This window comes from Massilia sp. NBRC 108631, assembly GCF_059704565.1.
Map to the genome: position 1 here is coordinate 1 of NZ_BAAKJE010000246.1, position 17,370 is coordinate 17,370.

The window sequence follows — 17,370 nt, forward strand, 5'->3', positions numbered from 1 at the left end:
GTGGTGTCGCAAGTGGTGGACACCATGGGCTCGATCAACCAGTCTTCGCGCAAAATCGTCGACATCATCAGCGTCATCGACGGCATTGCCTTCCAGACCAACATCCTGGCGCTGAACGCGGCCGTGGAAGCGGCGCGCGCCGGCGAACAAGGGCGCGGCTTCGCCGTGGTGGCCTCCGAAGTGCGCAACCTGGCCCAGCGCAGCGCGGCGGCGGCCAAGGAAATCAAGGAGCTGATCAACGCCTCGGTCGAACAGGTCGAAGCCGGCAGCAAGCTGGTGCAGCAGGCCGGCTCGACCATGGACGAAGTGGTCTCCAGCGTGGCCCACGTGACCGGCATCATGACCGAGATCTCGGCCGCCAGCCAGGAGCAGAACGCCGGCATCGCCCAGGTCAGCACGGCCATCACGCGCATGGACGAAGTGACGCAGCAGAACGCGGCGCTGGTGGAACAGGCGGCCGCCGCGGCCGCTTCGCTGCAGCAGGAAGCGGCCGCGCTGGCGCAGGTGGTGCGCGTGTTCCAGCTCAGGTAAGCGTACGCGACTGCGCGGACAAAAAAAACCCGCAATGTGTTGCATTGCGGGCCAAGGGATCCAAATCGGGAGAGATTTGAGCAGCACCATCATCGCACAGCGTTATGACAGGGAAATGACAGCGCACAGTCATCGGTGCTATGGTTGCTCTTGCTTACTCATGCTCACAGGCATAGATTAGTACAAAGCAATGCCGGCAAAACTCTCGAAAAGTCACAATGACGAAAAAGCCACTAGCAATCTGCACATTCTCCGCCGTTCTCCTGCCAGTATTGCTGGGCGCCTGTGCGCCTGCGCCGCCGGCAGCGCCGCCCGCCGCAGCCGCCGTCCCGGCGCCAGCCCCGACCAGGGCCGCGGCGGCCCCACGGCCCCAGGCGGCCAAGCCGGCGCCCGCCGCCAGTCCGCTGCAGATCGACACCCGCCATTCCCGCATCCTGGTGGTGGTGCGGCGCGGCGGCCTGTTCGCCAAGCTGGGCCACGACCACGTGGTGGCCAGCCGCCACATCGAAGGCCAGGCCGCGGCGCCCGCCGACGGCCAGCCGGGCAGTACCAGCTTCCGCTTCCGCCTGGACCAATTAACCGTGGATGAAAGCGCGCTGCGCGCCGAAACCGGGCTGCCCAGCGTCACCACGGCCGACGCCATCGCCGGCACCCGCAGCAATATGCTGACCAAGGTGCTGGACGCGGAAAAATATCCCTATGTGGAAGTGACAGCGGTGACCACCCCGCAAGGCCCCTTGCAGGCCGACATCAAGCTGCACGGCGTGACGCGCCGCTACGCCATCCCGGCGGCGCTGACCGCGCGCGCCGACAGCGTCAGCGCCAGCGGCACGTTCAGGCTCAAGCAAAGCGACTTCGGCATCAAGCCGTTTTCGGTGATGGGCGGCGCGCTCGCCGTGCAGGACGAGCTCGAGCTCAGCTTCAACATCAGCGCGGTGGGCGGGAAACTCAGCGCGCCACGATAAGGCGGATGCCCAGGCCCACAAAAATGGTGCCGGCCACGCGGTCCATCCACAGCCCGGCGCGCGGGCTGCGGTTCAGCCATTTGCCGATGGCGCCCGAGAAATAGCCAAGCAAGCCGAACAGCACGCACGCCTGCAAAGTAAACAGCAGGCCCAGCTGCGCAGTCTGCCAGCTCACCGGCCCGTTGCCCGCCACCACGAACTGCGGCAGGAAGGACAGGAAGAACAGCACCACTTTCGGATTGATACTGTTGGCAAACAGCCCTTTGCCGAACAGGCGCAGCAGCGATTCGTCCGGCAAGCCGCCGCCCTCCACGCGCGCGCCGCCCGGGCTGCGCAGCGCGCCCCAGCCCAGCCAGATCAAATACACCCCGCCCAGCACCTTCAGCGCCGTAAACGCCAGCGGCGAGGCCGCAATCAGCGCGCTCACGCCCAGCGTGGCCAGCAGGGTGTGCGTCAGGCAGCCCAGCGCGCAGCCCAGCCCGAACACCATGCCCTTGAGCCGTCCGCGCGACATGCCCACGCCCAGCACCATCAGGTTGTCCGGGCCGGGCGACACAGTGATCACCACCGCGGCGGCGAGAAAGGCAACTATTTGTTCGGGAGCGATCATCAAAATAGGGATTCCATGAATAGTCGATTAGAATAAGGCAAGATTTACGCCATTCTACTATCCCAGCGCGATGCCTTTGGCAAACAACATGAGTACAGCCAGCAAGATTTTCATACGCTACACTGCACTGTTCGCCTCGCGTTTGCTGCCTGCCTTGCTATCCCTGGCCGTGCTGTGCGCCATGCTGGCCGCCCCCGCGCAAACGCAAGCGGGCGCGCCGGGCCAGGCGGTCGCGGCCGACACCCGCATCGGCCAGGCCGTGCTGACCGGCCCGCGCGCGCTGGACCTGATGCGCAGCGCCCGCCTGTACCACGCTGGCCGCGCCGGCGCCCCCTTCCCGGCCGGCGCCGCCGAGCTGCCCGCCTTCCTGGCCACGCTGACACCGGCCAAGGACGTCGACCTGCTCGGCGGCGGCTACTGGCTGCATGCCCGCCTGCGCAACGACACGCGCCACAGCGCCTGGGTGATCGACCCCAACGACACCCTGATCGACGCCGTCGAAACCCGCATCTACGGTCCGGACGGCGCGCTGCAGCAACTGCAGTCCGGCTACCGCGCGCCGCACGAATACCTGCTCCACTACGGCAAGGACATCGAGCTGCAGCCGGGCGAAAGCTACGACGTGCTGATACGCTTTAGCAGCCCCTACTACGCGCGCACGCCGGTGTTCGCCGTGACCCAGCGCGACGCCTACCGCCAGCTGGTGGCGCGCGAAAACTTCCTCATCATCGGTTCCATCGGCGCCTTGCTCGCGCTGGGCATCTTCAATTTTTTCATCTACAGCTACACGCGCGAACGCTCGCCGCTGTACTACTCGCTGTACGTGCTGTGCTACGCGGCCGGCTGGGGCCTGACCTTCCACCTGCCAGCCGACCTGTTCGACTGGCACAACCTGCACTGGCACTACGTTCCCTTCTTCCTGCTGCCGGTGCTGAGCACACTGTTCTACCGCACCTTCCTGCAGCTGCGCGACACCTCGCCTATGCTCTACAAGCTCAGCACCATCAACATCGTGCTGCCGCTGGTGCTGCTGCCGAGCTGCTTCATTGCGCTGAGCTGGGCGCACACGCTGGCCACCGTCGCCATCATGATCTGGATGAGCATGGCCCTGGTGAGCGGCATCATCGTGTGGCGCAAGGGCTACCAGCCGGCGCGCTTCTTCGTGCTCGGCTTCGTCGCGCTGATGCTGCCCGGCCTGCTGATCCTGCCCGCCAATGTCGGCCTGATTCCGGCCGCCGTCGAAAACGCCCAGCTGTTCACGCTGCTGGGCGGCACGCTGGACGGCATCCTGCTGGCGTTTGCGCTGGCCGACCAGATCCGCCTGCTGCGCAACCACCTGGAGCAGCGCGTCAACGAGCGCACCGCCGAACTGACCGAGGCCAAGGAGCACGCCGAAATCGTCAGCCGGCACCGCATCGACTTCCTGTCCGCCATGAGCCACGACATCCGCACCCCGCTGGCCGGCGTGATCGGCATGCTTAAATTCGCGCTGCGCGACCAGACCGTGCAAGGGCGCACCGAGGAATACCTGCGCATCGGCCTGCAAAACAGCGAGGCCCTGCTGGCCATCCTGAACGACATCCTCGACTTCTCCAAGATCGACGCCGGCAAGCTGTCGATCGAAACCATCAACGTCGACCTGCGCACCCTGATCGACGAAGCGATCGGCATCCTGCAGGCGCAGGCCGACGCCAAGAGCCTGCTGCTGCGGCGGGAGCTGGCGCTGGACCTGCCGCGCTACGTGCTGGGCGACCCCACCCGCATCCGCCAGATCCTGCTCAACCTGCTGGGCAACGCCATCAAGTTCACCGACCGCGGCGAAGTGCGGCTGGAAGCGGCCGCCGGCAAGGACAAGCGCGGCGTCACCATGCTGCACTTCAGCATCAGCGACACCGGGCCGGGCATCAGCGAAACCACGCTGGGACGGCTGTTCCAGAAATTCGAGCAAGCCGACATGTCCACCACGCGCCGCTACGGCGGCACCGGCCTGGGGCTGGCCATCTGCAAGGAGCTGGTGGAAATGATGGGCGGCGACATCGGCGCGGCCAGCCAGCCCGGCGTCGGCTCCACCTTCTTCTTCACCTTGCCGCTGACGCTGGGCGTGCCGCCCGAGACGGACGTGCTGGCCGCGCCGCGCGAACAGCGCCACGCCTACCGCCTGCGCATCCTGTGCGCCGAGGACGTGCGCACCAACCAGATCATCATCAGCACGCTGCTGGAAACCATGGGGCACGACGTGGTGCTGGTGGAAAACGGCATCGAAGCGCTGGAAGCGCTCAGCGCCGGCGACTACGACCTGGTGCTGATGGACGGCCGCATGCCGGCCATGGACGGTGAACAGGCCGCGCGCCTGGTGCGGCGCGGCGGCAGCGAAGACTACCGGGTGCGCGACACCAGCGTGCCCATCATCGCGCTGACCGCCAATGCCAGCGACCACGACCGCGCGCGCTATCTGGCGGTCGGCATGGACGGCTTCCTCAGCAAGCCGGTGGACGAACGGCTGCTGTACGACCAGATCGAGAAGACCATCGCCCAGCTGCTCAGCCGCGGCCGCACCTTGCCGCCGCTGGGCCCGGCCCCCGAGCCGCCGCCCGAGCCCGCCGCGCACGACGGCAGCACCTGGAACTCCGGCTACACCCTGGCCGCGCCCGGCCCGGCGCCCGCCGGCGCAGCGGCGCATGGGGCGACTGCGGCGCCCTCCGAGGCCGAGCTGGCCGCGCAGTTCGGAGTCGAGCCGGCCAGCGGCGGCGCTGCAGCGCAAGGCAAAATCGGCATCATGCCGCTGGCCGGGCTGTCGCCGAAACACATGCAGCGCATCACCCAGGCCTTCCTCGAAGAGGCGCCGCGCCGGCTGGAGGTGGCCCGCAACGCCGCCCTCAGCGGCAAGAGCCACGCCGCGTCGGCCGCCTTCCACGCGCTCAAAGGCAGCGCCGGCTACCTCAGCGACACCGGCCTGCACAGCCTGTGCCACGACCTGGAAAAACTGTCCGCCGCCGGCGAACTGCAACTGGTGATCGACTCGCTGCCCGAAGTCGCCGCCGCCCTCGAGCAAGCCTGCACCGACCTGCGCGGCTGCAGCCGCGGCGCCGCCGAAGCCCGGGTCGCCGCCGAATAAGCCGCGGACTATGTGCGGCAGGGAACGGAATTCCCGCCGAAAAGCCCCTACCATCGTCTCATCCATCCACAAGGACAGCGATGAAACGCGACACGCCCTCCGCCAACAGTCCCCTGCCACCGGCCGACGCACCCGCAGCGGCCAAGGCAGCCGGGCTGCGCTACGTGGGCGACCAGCAGCCCGGCATTGCGCGCAGGCGCAGCGCCACAGGCTTCCGCTATGTGGACGCCGGCGGCAAGCCGGTGCGCGACGCCGCCACGCTGTCCCGCATCCGGGCGCTGGCCATCCCGCCGGCCTGGGAACAGGTCTGGATCTGCGCGCAGGCCAACGGCCACCTGCAGGCCACCGGGCGCGACGCGCGCGGGCGCAAGCAATACCGCTACCACGCGCGCTGGCGCAGCGTGCGCGACGACGTGAAATACGAACGCATGCTCGCCTTCGGCCGCGCCCTGCCCGGCATCCGCGCGGCGGTGGACGCCGCCCTCGGCCTGCCCGGCCTGCCGCGTGAAAAAGTGCTGGCCACCGTGGTGCACCTGCTGCAAGTGACGATGATGCGGGTCGGGAACGAAGAGTACGCGCGCGAAAACAAATCCTTCGGCCTGACCACCCTGCGCAACCGCCACGTGCGGATAGACGGCAGCGCGGTCGAATTCCACTTCCGGGGCAAGAGCGGCGTGGAGCACCGCGTCACGGTCAATGACCGGCGCCTGGCGCGCATCATCGGGCGCACGCGCGAGCTGCCCGGCCAGGAGCTGTTCCAGTACGTTGGCGACGACGGCGCCACGCACAGCATAGGCTCGGCCGACGTCAACGACTACCTGCGCAGCATCAGCGGCGAGGACTACACCGCCAAAGACTTCCGCACCTGGTACGGCACGGTGCTGGCGGCGCTCGCGCTGCAAGAGTTCGAGCGCTTCGACAGCGAGGCGCAGGCCAAGAAAAACATCGTGCGCGCGATCGAAGCGGTGGCGCAAAAGCTCGGCAACACGCCCACGATCTGCCGCAAATGCTACGTCCACCCCGCCGTCATCGAAGCCTACCTCGACGGCGGCGACATGGCCGCGCTGCGCGCCAGCACCGAACGCGAATTCAGCGCCGACCTGCACGCCCTCAGCCCCGAAGAAGCCGCCGTGCTCGCCCTCCTCCAGCGCCGCCTGCACCCCTAGTTGCCACCCCGACAAATGGGGTCAGGGTTAATTATTTGGGAAATATTTCTGAAGCGACCAATCGACAAAGGCTCAGGGTTAACTAGCCAGGAAATTTTTCCAATATTTCCGGAACGACAAATGGGGTCAGGGTTAATTATTCAAGAAATATTTCCGGAATAATTAACCCTGACCCCATTTGTCTTGGCGGCACGTTTTAGAAGTCGGTCTCGCCGTGGATGGTGGCGGGGTGGCCGGTCAGGGCGCGCGAGGTTTGCATGCCGGCCATGACGGCTGCTTCGACGCAGCCGGCGTTGAGCCCGGTCTTGATCCAGTCGCCCGTCAAGTAGAGGTTGCTAAAGCCCGATTCGTCCGTGGCGAGGCGGTATTTGGTGCTGCCCACTACCGACATGACGTAGCGCTCGGAAGGGTCGACATTGGCGCGCCAGTATTGGCTGTCGAAGCGCGCCGGCCCGCTGCCGCCGGCCGGGTCGATCAGCCATTGCCACGGGAAGGCGCCCGACGGGCCGGCAGCCGACCATAGCGCGCAGAGATCCTTGCCGACCTGGTTCAGCGCGCCCGCCCTGGCCACCTCCGTCATGCGCGCCGGGAAACCGTGGTCGCTGATCGGGGGATAGTCCGATACCGGCAGCGCACTGCAGAAGTAGCTGACGTTCTTCGGCTCCAGCCCGGCCGGCCACTGTTCCCGGCACAGCAATTGGTCCATCGGCGCCCAGGTGTCGTAGGGCTCCGTGAAGCCGCTCAGCACGGGCTGCTGGCCGCCGGGCTGGTGGGTCCAGCCCATCTGCGCCAGGTCTTTGTCGAGCCAGACCTGGTAGGCCTGGGTGGCGACGGTCTGCACTTTTTCGGCAGCCAGGCGCAGCTTGGGACTGCGCGCCAGCAGTTGCGGGCATACCACGGGCAGCGAGCCGACCGAGATGCCGAACACCACCTTGTCGAAATCGACGCCACGCTTGAGCACGCGCTGCGGCAGCTCCTGGCCGAACGCTTCCCTGTACACCGCCGGCCAGTCGCTCCAGTGCGATTCGAGATTGATGTCCTTGACCTGCAGCAGCTCGGCCTGCTCGGGGTCGAGCTGCTTGTAGTTGGGCGCGGAGGGCCAGCAGCCCAGATTTTTCACCGTCACCAGCGGGTCGTATTCGGCGCCGGCCAGCTTGACTTGCTGCGTCATGCGGATGCTGCCGACAGTCTCGCCGTCCGGCACCAGCTCGTCTACCTTATGGAAGAACTCGAACTTGACGCCGCGCGCCTTGAGCACTTCGTACAGCGGCGTGAAGATGGTGTCGCCCATGCCGGCCTGCATCTTGAACATGATGCCGCCCTTGTAGGCCAGGCCGATGCGCGCCATCGAGCGCAAGATGGTGCCGGCTTCAACGTTGGGCTTGCCGAAATCGCCCCCTTCGTAGGCGAACACCAGGTCGTAAAAGCCGCGCACCGGGGCGGAGTTGACGCTGTATTCCTCGTCGCCGCCGTGCTTGCGCAGCCAATCGCGGAAGTCGATGTGGTTGATGACGTCGAAGCCTTCGGAGAAGACGTCGTCCTCGAACATGCCTTTCATCACGGTGATGCCGAGGTCCAGGCAGATGAAAATGCGGCGCAGGTCGTCATTGCCGTCGATTAACTGCCGGTAGCGCGCGTGCAGCCAGGCGCGGATGCCGCCCAGCGAATTGGACAGCAGCCGGTGCTGGCCGCGCTCGTGCAGGCTGGCATCCGGCGACAAATTGCTCACCAGCGCCAGCAGCGCGCCGGCCGACACCACCACGTCGCCGGCCAGGTCGAGCGCTTCGCCGCGCACGGCGTCGGCCATGTTGTGGAGCCAGTCCGGCAGGCTGTCGCCGCGCGGCAATTCCCGCTGGTGCTCCAGCCCGGCAGTCACAGCGCGCACGTCGCGCAGCCATTGTTCGATCCAGCCCACCATGGCCACCGCCATCTGCCACAGCGTGACGTCGCCGCCGCCCTCGCCCGGCTCGCCCGGCAAGGTGGGGAAGACGATGGACCAGCTGCGCCACTCCTGGCCGACCTTCTCGGACAGGGCCACGTAATCGTGCTGCTTGAACGCGTCCTGCCAGGTGGCCAGCGCCTGGCCGGGCGTGCGGCCGGGGTCGGCGTAGGCGGCCTTGATCATCCGGAAGGCGTTGGCGTAAAAACCGAACCAGATGTGCAGGCCGTGCTCTTCGATGCGCTCGCCCATGGCGGGATTGCGCCCGCTGGCGCCCTTGCCGCCCAGGCGCCAGCCCTGCTGGTAGACCGTGATGTCGTAGCGGTTCTGCCAGCCGGGCTGGTCGGTCAGGTAGTAGGCGGCCGTCATCGAGCCGACGCCGCCGCCCAGCACGGCGATCTTTTCCGGCGCGATGCTGGAGTTGTCCACCAGCTCCTCGCCTGGCATGGCGGTGAAGTCGAACTTCACGTTGAACGGCAGGATCGCTGGCTGCGGCCCCAGCTGCAGGCCCAGCGTTTCGTGCAGCGGGAAGCTGTCGAAGGCATGCAGCACGCATTCGTATTCGTAGCCGAGCAGGCGCGCGCTGTGCAGCGTGTCTATCTCCGCCGGCGCGGCCACGATGGCCTGGTACACGGCCTTGATGCCGGCGCTGTCGGGAAACTGCTTGAGGAAAAGCTGGTCGATGCGCGGGTTGCGCAGCAGCGACAGCACGTCGTCCCAGCCGTCCTGGTCCATATTGAAGAAGTCCGGCAGCGACAGGAACAGGGTGATGGCTTCCTCGAGCAGGTCGGCGACGCTGCCGATCGGCTTGTCGAGCCCGGTCTTTTCGGTGGCGTTCACTTCCAGCAAGGGGTGCATGGCGATCCGCGTGTCGGGCGAGAACGGATGGAAGCCCTTGGCCGCCACCGAGCAGCGCAGCGGCGCCGCGCCCGCCTCCGGGATCTCGTACTCGCACAAGTACTTGGGATAGCCGAACAGCTCGCGGCCATTGATCAGCGCCATGGCGTCATCGACGAAGATGTGGCAAGGATACCAGTAGATATGGTCCAGCTTGCCTTGCGCGTCCATCGCGCCCGTCATGATCCAGGTGACGATGTCCACCTCCGAGATCCAGCCCTTGGCCTGGTCCGCCGCCACCGCCGAGTCGGCATGGTTGACGCGGGTAAAGGTCAGCATCACGTAAGGCGACAGCGCCTGGAAGCGCATGCGGCCGTTGGCCACCGCGTTCAGGCCGGCGTCCAGCGTGCGCTGCAGCCTGGCCAGGTCGCCCTTGACGAAAAAGCCGTACATATCGGACTGTTTCAGCTGCAGCGGGGAATGCATCATCACCGAGCCGCCGGGATAGAGGTAGGAAGGACGTGCCGCCATGGTGTCTCCAGAGTAGGTAAGGACAGCCGCCAGTGTATTGCAAAAATGCACAGTATTGCTCTAAAGCATACCAATTTCCATAATGGGCGTGGCCGGATTACAATGCGGGATGAGCCGCGTTAATCACCACACCCGCGACCAGACCCGCGCCTGGGTCCGCATGCCTTCCGGAAAGAGACTGGACCTGCTCGATCCCACTCCCTTCGACTGGGACGATGGCGACCTCGCCCTGGGCCTGGCGCGCACTTACCGCTGGGGTGGGCACTCGGCGTGGCCGCTACCCTTGTCGGTTGCCCAGCATTCGCTGTCGGTGCTGCAGCTGCGGCGCGGCTGGGCTAGCAAGCCGATGAACCCGGTGCTGGAGCTGCGCGAACTGCTGCACGACGCCGAGGAGGGTTTGCTGGGCTTCGACTGCATCTCGGTATTGAAACCGTTCCTGGGCGACAGTTTTCGGGCGCTGAGCCAGCGTCTCGAGCGCGCGGTGTTTCTGCGCTACGGGGTACCGGGCTGGACGCCGGCCGAGCACCGCATCCACAAAAAGGCCGACCGCCTGGCGGCCGCCAGCGAGGCGGTGCATGTGGTGGGCTGGTCGCCCGAGGAGGTGCGGCGGACGCTGAAGATACGCGCCGGCGTGCTGGAAACCGATCCGCTGCACGCCATTTACGGCGGCGCCCCCTGGGAGCCGTGGCCGCCGGCGTTGGCCTGTGACCGTTTTATGGCGGAATTGGAGAACTTGAAGAAGCGGCTGTAAAGAGCCGTTTTTAAAGCGCTTTTTCAGCTTATCCACATCAACTGTGGATAACGATGTGGAAAAGTGCCACTTGACAGCCCGCAAAGCCAGCACTGGTGCGGGTTTCAATAAAATGCCAGTTTGGCAGGCAGTTTTTAAACTCAATAAAATCAACGACTTGGAAAGGCATCTGGACGCATCATGGACTGGTTTTTTGCCAGTTGAAAAAATATTTTTCACCTGCCGGGAAGTGCCCGATAGAATCCTTTGACAAAAATGCAGGCGAGGAATAGTGTTGACGGAAGCAGATGCACTCACAGTTTTACTAGCCCACGGGATTGTGCATGGACGTGAAAGAAGATACCAGCGCCGACTGGATGATAGAAGAAGATATGCCTGCCAATGCGGACCAGTCCGGCCCCGCGCCCGTCCTCGCGCCCTGGCGCGTCCTGATCGTCGATGACGACGTGGATGTCCATGTGGTCACCAAATTTTCTCTCAGCAACGCCTGCTTCCAGGGGCGCCGCCTGAGCTTCCTGCACGCCTATAGCGGCGACGAGGCGCTGCACATCCTGCGCACCACACCGGACGTGGCGCTGGTGTTGCTGGACGTAATCATGGAAACCAGCGAGGCGGGCCTGAAGGTGGCGCGCCAGATCCGCGACGAGTTGCACAACAAGCTGGTGCGCATCGTGCTGCGCACCGGCCAGCCCGGCCAGGCGCTGGAACACAGCATCATCCTGGACTACGACATCAACGATTTCTGGTGCAAAAGCGACCTCACCACCCGCAAGCTGTTCACCACGGTGATCTCCTCGCTGCGCGGCTACGCCAACCTGGTGGAGGCGGACCGCCACCTGGCGGAACTCCAGGCCCAGCTCGACAACAGTGTGCGCTTCGTGCTGGACGAGCAGCGCCGCATCCTGGGACTGAACGGCCTGGCGGCCGCGCTGCTGGGTGCCCCTGAAGAGGCGCTGCTGGGCCGTAAACTGGTGCTGAGCGCGGTTGCGGACGACGCCGGCGAGGAGCGCCGGTAAGCCGCCTCGACAAATCACTGTATGCTCGTACAGTAGTTATCTCGCCGGGAACTCCCCGCATCTTGCCCCGTACACACCCCCATCGTTCTTCGCCGTTGCGCTAAGTGGCGGATTCTGAAGCGCTTTTTCCGATATCCACAGCGAATGTGGATAACTTTGTGGATAAGGGCCACTTGACAGCCCAGACAGCCCGTATCTATGGGCTTTTCAACAAACTGCCCATTCAAAAGGCAGATTTTATACCCTTAAAAATCAATCACTTAGCTCAAGAAGCAAAGGGTCCGCAAAATATTTTTGCGCATTTTCTTATTACCAATTTTTGTGCATAAGTCGGCCCGCCGGGGCATTGCTGCGGCAGCGGGCGGAAATTGCGGGAATTAAGACTTAATGGGGGAATTTTCGGCGCAGATCGGGATGCAGCAGCACGCGCTCGATGACGTCCGGCCGGACATTGTTGGACTTGAGATACTCGATCGCGCACAAGGTGCTAAAGCAGTTCTGCACCGCAATGCCCTTGTTCACGATCTCGCTGCAGCGCTCATCCGAACGCTGTTGAGGTGGCGCCAGCCTCTCGGACTGGGCAGGAAGTGTCATTGCATCCATCATCATCCTTCACAGGTCGGGCGGGCCGGTAAAGCCCGGTGAAAGGAGTATCGAACAATAAATCCCAAAGTCAAGGATAATGGCAGGATGATATCCAGCAATGAATTCCCTCCTGAAACGGATGCGCAGCGGCCCCGGCCCAAGTCGCTAAGCGACCTCTTCATTTCCTTCACCTTGCTGGCCTTGCAAGGCTTCGGCGGCGTGCTGGCCGTGGTCCAGCGCGAGATGGTGGAACGCAAGCGCTGGCTGACGCAAGAGGAGTTCCTGGAGGAATGGGCGGTCGCACAGATCATGCCTGGCCCCAATGTGGTCAACCTGTCGCTGGTAATCGGCGCGCGCTATTTCGGCTTGCGCGGCGCCATGGCGGCGCTGGCCGGCATGCTGGCGGTGCCCTTGCTCGTGGTGCTGATGCTGGCCGTGCTGCACGCGCACTACGCCGATCACCCGGGAGTCCAAGGCGCCCTGCGCGGCATGGCGGCGGTGTCGGCGGGCATGATAGGGGCAACCGGCCTCAAGCTTGCGACAGCGCTGCGCAAGCACCCCTTGCCGCTGGCCTGGAGCCTGCCGGCGGCCGTGCTGGGCGTGGCCCTGGTGGCCTTCCTGCGCGTGCCGCTCGCCTATGTGCTGCTGGGCCTTGGCGGCCTGTGCTGCGCCCTCACCTACCGCAGGATCAAGGCATGACTCCCCCCATCCACATCGTGTTGAGCCTGGGCGACTGGATCAGCCTGTTCGGCCACTACCTGCTGCTGTCGCTGATGTCGATCGGCGGCGCCATCTCCACCACGGCGGAAATGCATCGCTACCTCGTCGAGCAGCACCAGTGGCTGACGCCGGCGCAGTTCAACGACGCCATTGCCATTGCGCAGGCGGCGCCGGGCCCGAACGTGCTGTTCGTGGCGCTGATGGGCTGGAATGTGGGACTGAACGCGGGCAGCTGGGTAGCCGCCGTGCTGGGTGTGCTGGTGACCATGACCGGCATCATGCTGCCAAGCACGACGCTGACGTATCTGGCGGCGCAGTGGCTGCACCGCAACCGCGAACGGCGCGGCGTGCGCGCGTTCAAGCAGGGCATGGCGCCGGTGGTGGTCGGCCTGCTGGTTTCCACCGGCATCATCCTGGCCACCGCCAACGCCGACACCGCAGCGCACTGGCCGCTGTGGGCCTTGTCGGCCGCTGCCGGCCTGGTGATCTGGCGCACCCGCCTTCATTTGCTGTGGCTGCTGGCGGGCGGCGCGGCGCTGGGCTGGTTCCAGCTGGTTTAAATCCGGCTGCCAGCCCAGCCGGTTCCGCCTCAGCGCGGAATGGTGTAGTTCACCGGCACGAACTGGTAACCCTTGCCCTGGCTGCGGATGTGGCCGATGCCCGGGAATTGCAGGTGGGACGCCGCGACCAGGTAGCCTTGCTTGGCCGCCTCCGCGAACACCAGCTTGCGCTGGGCCAGCGCGGCTTTGCTGTCGCTGTCAAAGTCGATGGTCACCGATGGATCGTCAAACTGCACGGCCTGCACGTGCAGCAGGTCGCCCAGCAGCACCAGCTTCTGACCCTGGCTTTCCACCACATAGGTGGTGTGGCCCGGCGTGTGGCCGTAGCGGGTCACGGCCTTGATGCCCGGCACCAGCTCGGTATTGCCTTCAAACGGGTTCAGCTTGCCCGCGTCGCTGTAAGGCGACACCGACGCCATCGCGCCCTGGAAGAAACCCTTCTTGTCGGCCGGCGCTTTCTCCAGGTTCACTTTGCTCAGCCAGAAATCGGTGTCGTGCTTGTCCGCGCGCAGCACCGCGTTCGGGAAAGCCGCCTTGCCGGCGGCCGCCGCACCGCCCACATGGTCCGGATGCAAATGGGTGATATAGATTTCATCGACCTGCTCCGGCTGGTAGCCGGACGCTTTCAGGTTGGCCAGCAGCTTGCCCAGGGTGGGGCCGAACAGGCCGGCCGCGCCAGTGTCGATCAGCACCAGCTTGCTGCCGGTGTTGACCAGGTAGCCGTTCACCGAGGTTTCCAGCGGTGCTTTCAGGAAGGACTTGCTGAGCGCCTGGTTGGTCTTGGCCGGCTTGTCGTGCAGCAGCTTGTCGACCGGCAGGTCCACCGTGCCGTCGTTCAGCGCGGTCACTTCGAAGTCGCCCAGCATCATGCGGTAGTAGCCGGGGGCCTGGCTCTTGGCCAGCGGCGCGGCGGCGAACGCGGGCGCCTGGCCCAGGATGGCGGCAATGGCGACGGCCACGGCGGCGGGAATGCGACGAGAATTCATGGTGGCTCTTTCGATGAATGTTGTTGAATTGCACATCATATCGTAAAAATACGATACGTGTGCAACAGCAACAACGGCGCTCAGAAACTGACCGGGTAGCGCACCGACAGGGTCACATCGGGCGTGTCCCGCGTGAGGCCGGCGCCCACCGAGACGTTGAGCGCGCGCTTATCGCTGATCCGATAGGAAAAGCCCATCAGCAAGGTGCCAAGCTGGGTGCGCACCGCACCCGGCACCGGCACACCGTTCTGCTTGGTACGGCTGATGGAGTCGTGGCTGTAGCCAAGGCTGAGGGTGGTCTTCTCGTTCAGCGCCAGTCCCATGCCGAAGTTGAAGCCGATCACGCCGCCGGGTTTCAGCCTGCCCAGGTCCTCGAATTCACCGTTGCGCACCAGGCGGCGCACGCCGCTGCGCTGCACATTGTGCAGGTAGCTGACGCTGCCGAACAGCACGGCAGGGTCGGACGGGTACAGCCAGGTGATACTGGGTTGCAGGCCGTAAAAGCCGGAGCCGGTGGGCAGGTCGAGCGGCAGGCCGGTGCCGGTGGCGTTGGGGCCGACGCAGCGCTGCACGCAGTCCGTGACTACTTCGAACGGGTCGCGCCCGGTGCGGCTTTTCAGGCGCAGGCCGGCCACATAGTAGGCCTGGTCGGGACCGCCGGCGTTGAGCTGGTGGCGCACGGCCAGTTCCACATCGCCGCGGCCCCGGCCGCTGGTGGCAAACACGTTTTCCACCGCCGTGCCGGTGAAAATTTCGCGGCTTACGGTGGAATCGGAACGGTAGACGTAGGGAATGCGCAGTTCCAGCTCGGTGCGCGGAGTCAATCCGTAGCGGCCGGTCAGCGCGGCGGTCATGGTGTTGCGCTTGACTTCGCGCACGTCGACCAGGCCGATCAGCAAAGCGGGAATAATGGTGTAGCCAACCAGCACCACCCGGTTGCTGGACGAATAGCCGAACTGGTAGGACGGTTCCAGCACGTAGCCGCCCTTGGGCGTGAGCACGCCGGGGGCTTCGAACAGCGGCGCCACCTCCGGCGGACGGCCGTCGCGCTGCGGCGCCTGGCCGACCGCCGGCGGCGCGCCGTCACGCTGGCGCGCTGCGGGTTGCGGGACCGCAGGCTGTTGCGCCACCGGCGGCCTGGGAGCGGGCTGCGGGCCTGGCGCCGGCTGCGCCGCTTGCTGCATCGGCTGCTGCATCGGCTGCTGCGCCATTTGCTGCGCTGGCGGCTGCCCCGCCTGCCCCGCAATCTGCTGGCGCAACTGCTGCAGCAGGGCGCGCTGTTCGGCCAGTTGCCGTTTCAGCGCCTCGATTTCCAGCGCCAGCTCGGCGGTGCCGGGCGCGGCGGTCTGGCCGTGGGCCAGCGTAATACAGACCATCATCGACACGCCGGCCGAGCCGGCGCGCAATACATTTGCAAGGCGCATGCACTCCTCCTTATCTGGGCGCGAGCGCACTCGACAGCGCAACGCGCATGCTGCTTTCAAAATTGGTACTGGTCAGCATAGATAAGCTGGAAACGGCTGCATTGATCGTTGTCTGGCTCTGTATCAGTTGATCGTTGACGGTGTTCTGAATAAACAACGCCGGGACGCCGGCGGGGGCGGCATTGCCCATGCCGTTCTGGACCAGCAGGGGCTGGATGGCGGCCTGCGCCTGCAAGGCTTCGCCGGGTGTGATGCGCGCCAGGTCGGCGATATGGAACTGGCTGCTGGCGACCGTGCCGCCGTTGATGGCCACCAGCCGCTCGACGCCCAGCGAAACCAGCAATCCGCTGCCGGTGTCGAAACCGCCGCGCCGCTCCTCCAGCGTCTGGTCCGGCACCGGCGTCCAGCCGGGCGGCAGCCCCGCCGCCCCGGCGGAAAAAACGCAGCCGCACAAGGCGGCGATGCAGCGCAGATGGGTCATCGCGCACTCCTTAAAAATTGCCGTCGCCCAACTTGGGCAGGGTCTGGCGCAGCAGGCTGTCGCGCTCGATGCCGCCGGCCAGCACCGCCTGCGGCGCGGCCCGCCAGTCGGCGGCTGCGTTGAAGCGCGGCGTGCCCGGACTGCCGTGCACCACGAACAGCAGGCCGCCCTGCCAGATGGCGTCGAACTGGCGGCGCGGCAGCGCCCGCGTGCCGCCGGCCGGATCGCCCAGCAGCACGCGGCCGCCGGCCACGCCCTTGACGACGACGAAATGGTGGTAGCCCCGCTCCGCCACCAGCACGATGGCGGGCAAACCGGCCTCGGCCAGCTTCTCCAGCGGCAGCTCGAAGCCGTCCGCCGCGTAGCCAAGGCTGGCCAGGTAGCGTTTGATGTCCAGCAGCGAGAAGCCGTCGCGCTGGATGCGCTGCTGGTCGCCGTGCAGATACATCTGCTGGAACGCCGCCTGCTCGGAGACGGGGTGGTCGAAATGGTAGGTCAGCAGTGTCGCCACCGCCGCCGAACCGCAGCTGTAGTCGAACTGCTGGCGCACGGTGGAACGGAAGCGTACTTCTTTCAGGCTGGAAATACGCAACGCATAGCTGGCGCCGTCGGCCCCGGCCAGGTCAGCGGCCAGTGAAGACGGCGCCGGCAGGCACAGCGCCAGCAGCGCAGCCGCCGCCGGCGCCAGCCACGCCCTGATGCGCCGGGCTGTGCGCAGCGTCCTCATTTGAACTGCACGTTCACAATGGTGGCGTTCTGGATCAGCACATTGGCGCCCGAGTTCTGGATCACCATGGGCAGGCCGGACGCACTGCTGAACGCGCCTTCCGTGATGAGATTGGCGCCCGTGGCGACCGAAACCGCGCTATTGCCGCTGACCGCGCCGTTCAGCTTCATGTCGCTCCACGGCGTGTCGCTGCCGCCTCGCAGCACCGCCAGCAGGCGGTCGTCGAGCGGCGTGCCGAATGGGGCGCCGGCAGGGGCGCCGGCAGGAGCGCCGGCAGGGGCGCCGGCAGGGGCGCCGGCAGGGGCGCCGGCAGGAGCGCCGGCTGGCGCACCCAACGGCGCTGCGGCCACGGCGCCGGCCGCACCGGCTTCGCGCGGCGCGAGCGGAACGGTGCCCGCGACGCCGGCCGCTTGCTCGGCGGCCGGC

At 65.9% G+C, this 17,370-nt stretch carries 17 protein-coding genes; 9 read left to right on the plus strand and 8 right to left on the minus strand.

Annotation, left to right across the window (positions count from 1 at the left end; genetic code table 11):
• Together AC6H42_RS26740 and AC6H42_RS26745 are read left to right on the plus strand one after the other, a co-directional pair.
• A partial coding sequence (locus AC6H42_RS26740; protein WP_497549332.1) for a methyl-accepting chemotaxis protein occupies positions 1-531 on the plus strand: 531 nt, incomplete at its 5' end.
• Positions 532-749: 218 nt separating this feature from the next.
• Positions 750-1,496 (plus strand): YceI family protein, encoded by a 747-nt coding sequence (locus AC6H42_RS26745; RefSeq protein WP_057156932.1) that lies wholly within the window; start codon positions 750-752, stop codon positions 1,494-1,496.
• Here AC6H42_RS26745 and AC6H42_RS26750 read toward each other — a convergent pair.
• A complete protein-coding gene (locus AC6H42_RS26750) occupies positions 1,480-2,106 on the minus strand; it encodes a LysE family translocator (RefSeq protein WP_200954025.1) in 627 nt (208 codons plus the stop codon). The two genes, AC6H42_RS26745 and AC6H42_RS26750, sit on opposite strands and share 17 nt — an antisense overlap.
• A gap of 88 nt (positions 2,107-2,194) precedes the next feature.
• Here AC6H42_RS26750 and AC6H42_RS26755 point away from each other — a divergent pair, with 88 nt between their 5' ends.
• The gene (locus tag AC6H42_RS26755) at positions 2,195-5,221 is read left to right on the plus strand and encodes a hybrid sensor histidine kinase/response regulator (protein WP_497549333.1); all 3,027 of its coding nucleotides are present in this window, start codon (positions 2,195-2,197) and stop codon (positions 5,219-5,221) included.
• 80 nt (positions 5,222-5,301) lie between these two features.
• On the plus strand, positions 5,302-6,387 hold the full coding sequence (locus AC6H42_RS26760) for a DNA topoisomerase IB (RefSeq protein ID WP_057156929.1): 1,086 nt from the start codon (positions 5,302-5,304) through the stop codon (positions 6,385-6,387).
• 196 nt (positions 6,388-6,583) lie between these two features.
• Here AC6H42_RS26760 and AC6H42_RS26765 read toward each other — a convergent pair whose 3' ends face one another.
• On the minus strand, positions 6,584-9,694 hold the full coding sequence (locus AC6H42_RS26765) for an NAD(P)-binding protein (RefSeq protein ID WP_497549334.1): 3,111 nt from the start codon (positions 9,692-9,694) through the stop codon (positions 6,584-6,586).
• Between the two features lie 109 nt (positions 9,695-9,803).
• On the opposite strand from AC6H42_RS26765, the gene AC6H42_RS26770 reads away from it, so the two are divergent.
• The 3 genes from AC6H42_RS26770 to AC6H42_RS26780 all read left to right on the plus strand — a co-directional run bounded on the left by AC6H42_RS26770 (position 9,804) and on the right by AC6H42_RS26780 (position 11,461).
• Entirely contained in the window at positions 9,804-10,445 is a 642-nt protein-coding gene (locus AC6H42_RS26770) for a hypothetical protein (RefSeq protein ID WP_057156927.1), read from the plus strand.
• Between the two features lie 70 nt (positions 10,446-10,515).
• The gene (locus AC6H42_RS26775) at positions 10,516-10,695 is read left to right on the plus strand and encodes a hypothetical protein (protein WP_157201054.1); all 180 of its coding nucleotides are present in this window, start codon (positions 10,516-10,518) and stop codon (positions 10,693-10,695) included.
• Between the two features lie 73 nt (positions 10,696-10,768).
• A complete protein-coding gene (locus tag AC6H42_RS26780) occupies positions 10,769-11,461 on the plus strand; it encodes a PAS domain-containing protein (protein WP_082552008.1) in 693 nt (230 codons plus the stop codon).
• 384 nt (positions 11,462-11,845) lie between these two features.
• Here the strand turns inward: AC6H42_RS26780 and AC6H42_RS26785 are convergent, their stop codons facing one another.
• Complete coding sequence (locus tag AC6H42_RS26785) at positions 11,846-12,055, minus strand: hypothetical protein (RefSeq protein ID WP_057157311.1); 210 nt, start codon at positions 12,053-12,055, stop codon at positions 11,846-11,848.
• A 96-nt stretch (positions 12,056-12,151) separates the two neighbouring features.
• Between AC6H42_RS26785 and AC6H42_RS26790 the strand changes: the two genes are divergently transcribed.
• Both AC6H42_RS26790 and AC6H42_RS26795 read left to right on the plus strand, forming a co-directional pair.
• The gene (locus AC6H42_RS26790; RefSeq protein ID WP_057156926.1) at positions 12,152-12,745 is read left to right on the plus strand and encodes a chromate transporter; all 594 of its coding nucleotides are present in this window, start codon (positions 12,152-12,154) and stop codon (positions 12,743-12,745) included.
• Positions 12,742-13,326 carry a chromate transporter gene (locus tag AC6H42_RS26795; protein ID WP_057156925.1) on the plus strand — a complete coding sequence of 195 codons (585 nt, stop codon included), beginning with the start codon at positions 12,742-12,744 and terminating at the stop codon, positions 13,324-13,326. The genes AC6H42_RS26790 and AC6H42_RS26795 overlap by 4 nt, the downstream gene beginning before the upstream one ends.
• Before the next feature lie 29 nt (positions 13,327-13,355).
• On the opposite strand, the gene AC6H42_RS26800 is transcribed toward AC6H42_RS26795, so the two are convergent.
• From AC6H42_RS26800 to AC6H42_RS26820, 5 genes are all read right to left on the minus strand, one after another.
• Positions 13,356-14,312, minus strand: coding sequence for an MBL fold metallo-hydrolase (locus AC6H42_RS26800; protein WP_057156924.1), 957 nt, complete (start codon positions 14,310-14,312; stop codon positions 13,356-13,358).
• 80 nt (positions 14,313-14,392) lie between these two features.
• Entirely contained in the window at positions 14,393-15,736 is a 1,344-nt protein-coding gene (locus AC6H42_RS26805; RefSeq protein ID WP_497549335.1) for an acetate kinase, read from the minus strand.
• 10 nt (positions 15,737-15,746) lie between these two features.
• Entirely contained in the window at positions 15,747-16,217 is a 471-nt protein-coding gene (locus AC6H42_RS26810) for a hypothetical protein (RefSeq protein ID WP_057156922.1), read from the minus strand.
• 10 nt (positions 16,218-16,227) lie between these two features.
• Positions 16,228-16,944, minus strand: a complete 717-nt coding sequence (locus tag AC6H42_RS26815; protein ID WP_057156921.1) for a C39 family peptidase — start codon at positions 16,942-16,944, stop codon at positions 16,228-16,230.
• The coding region (locus AC6H42_RS26820; protein WP_497549336.1) for a hypothetical protein at positions 16,941-17,370 on the minus strand (430 nt) is incomplete at its 5' end. The genes AC6H42_RS26820 and AC6H42_RS26815, both read right to left, overlap by 4 nt.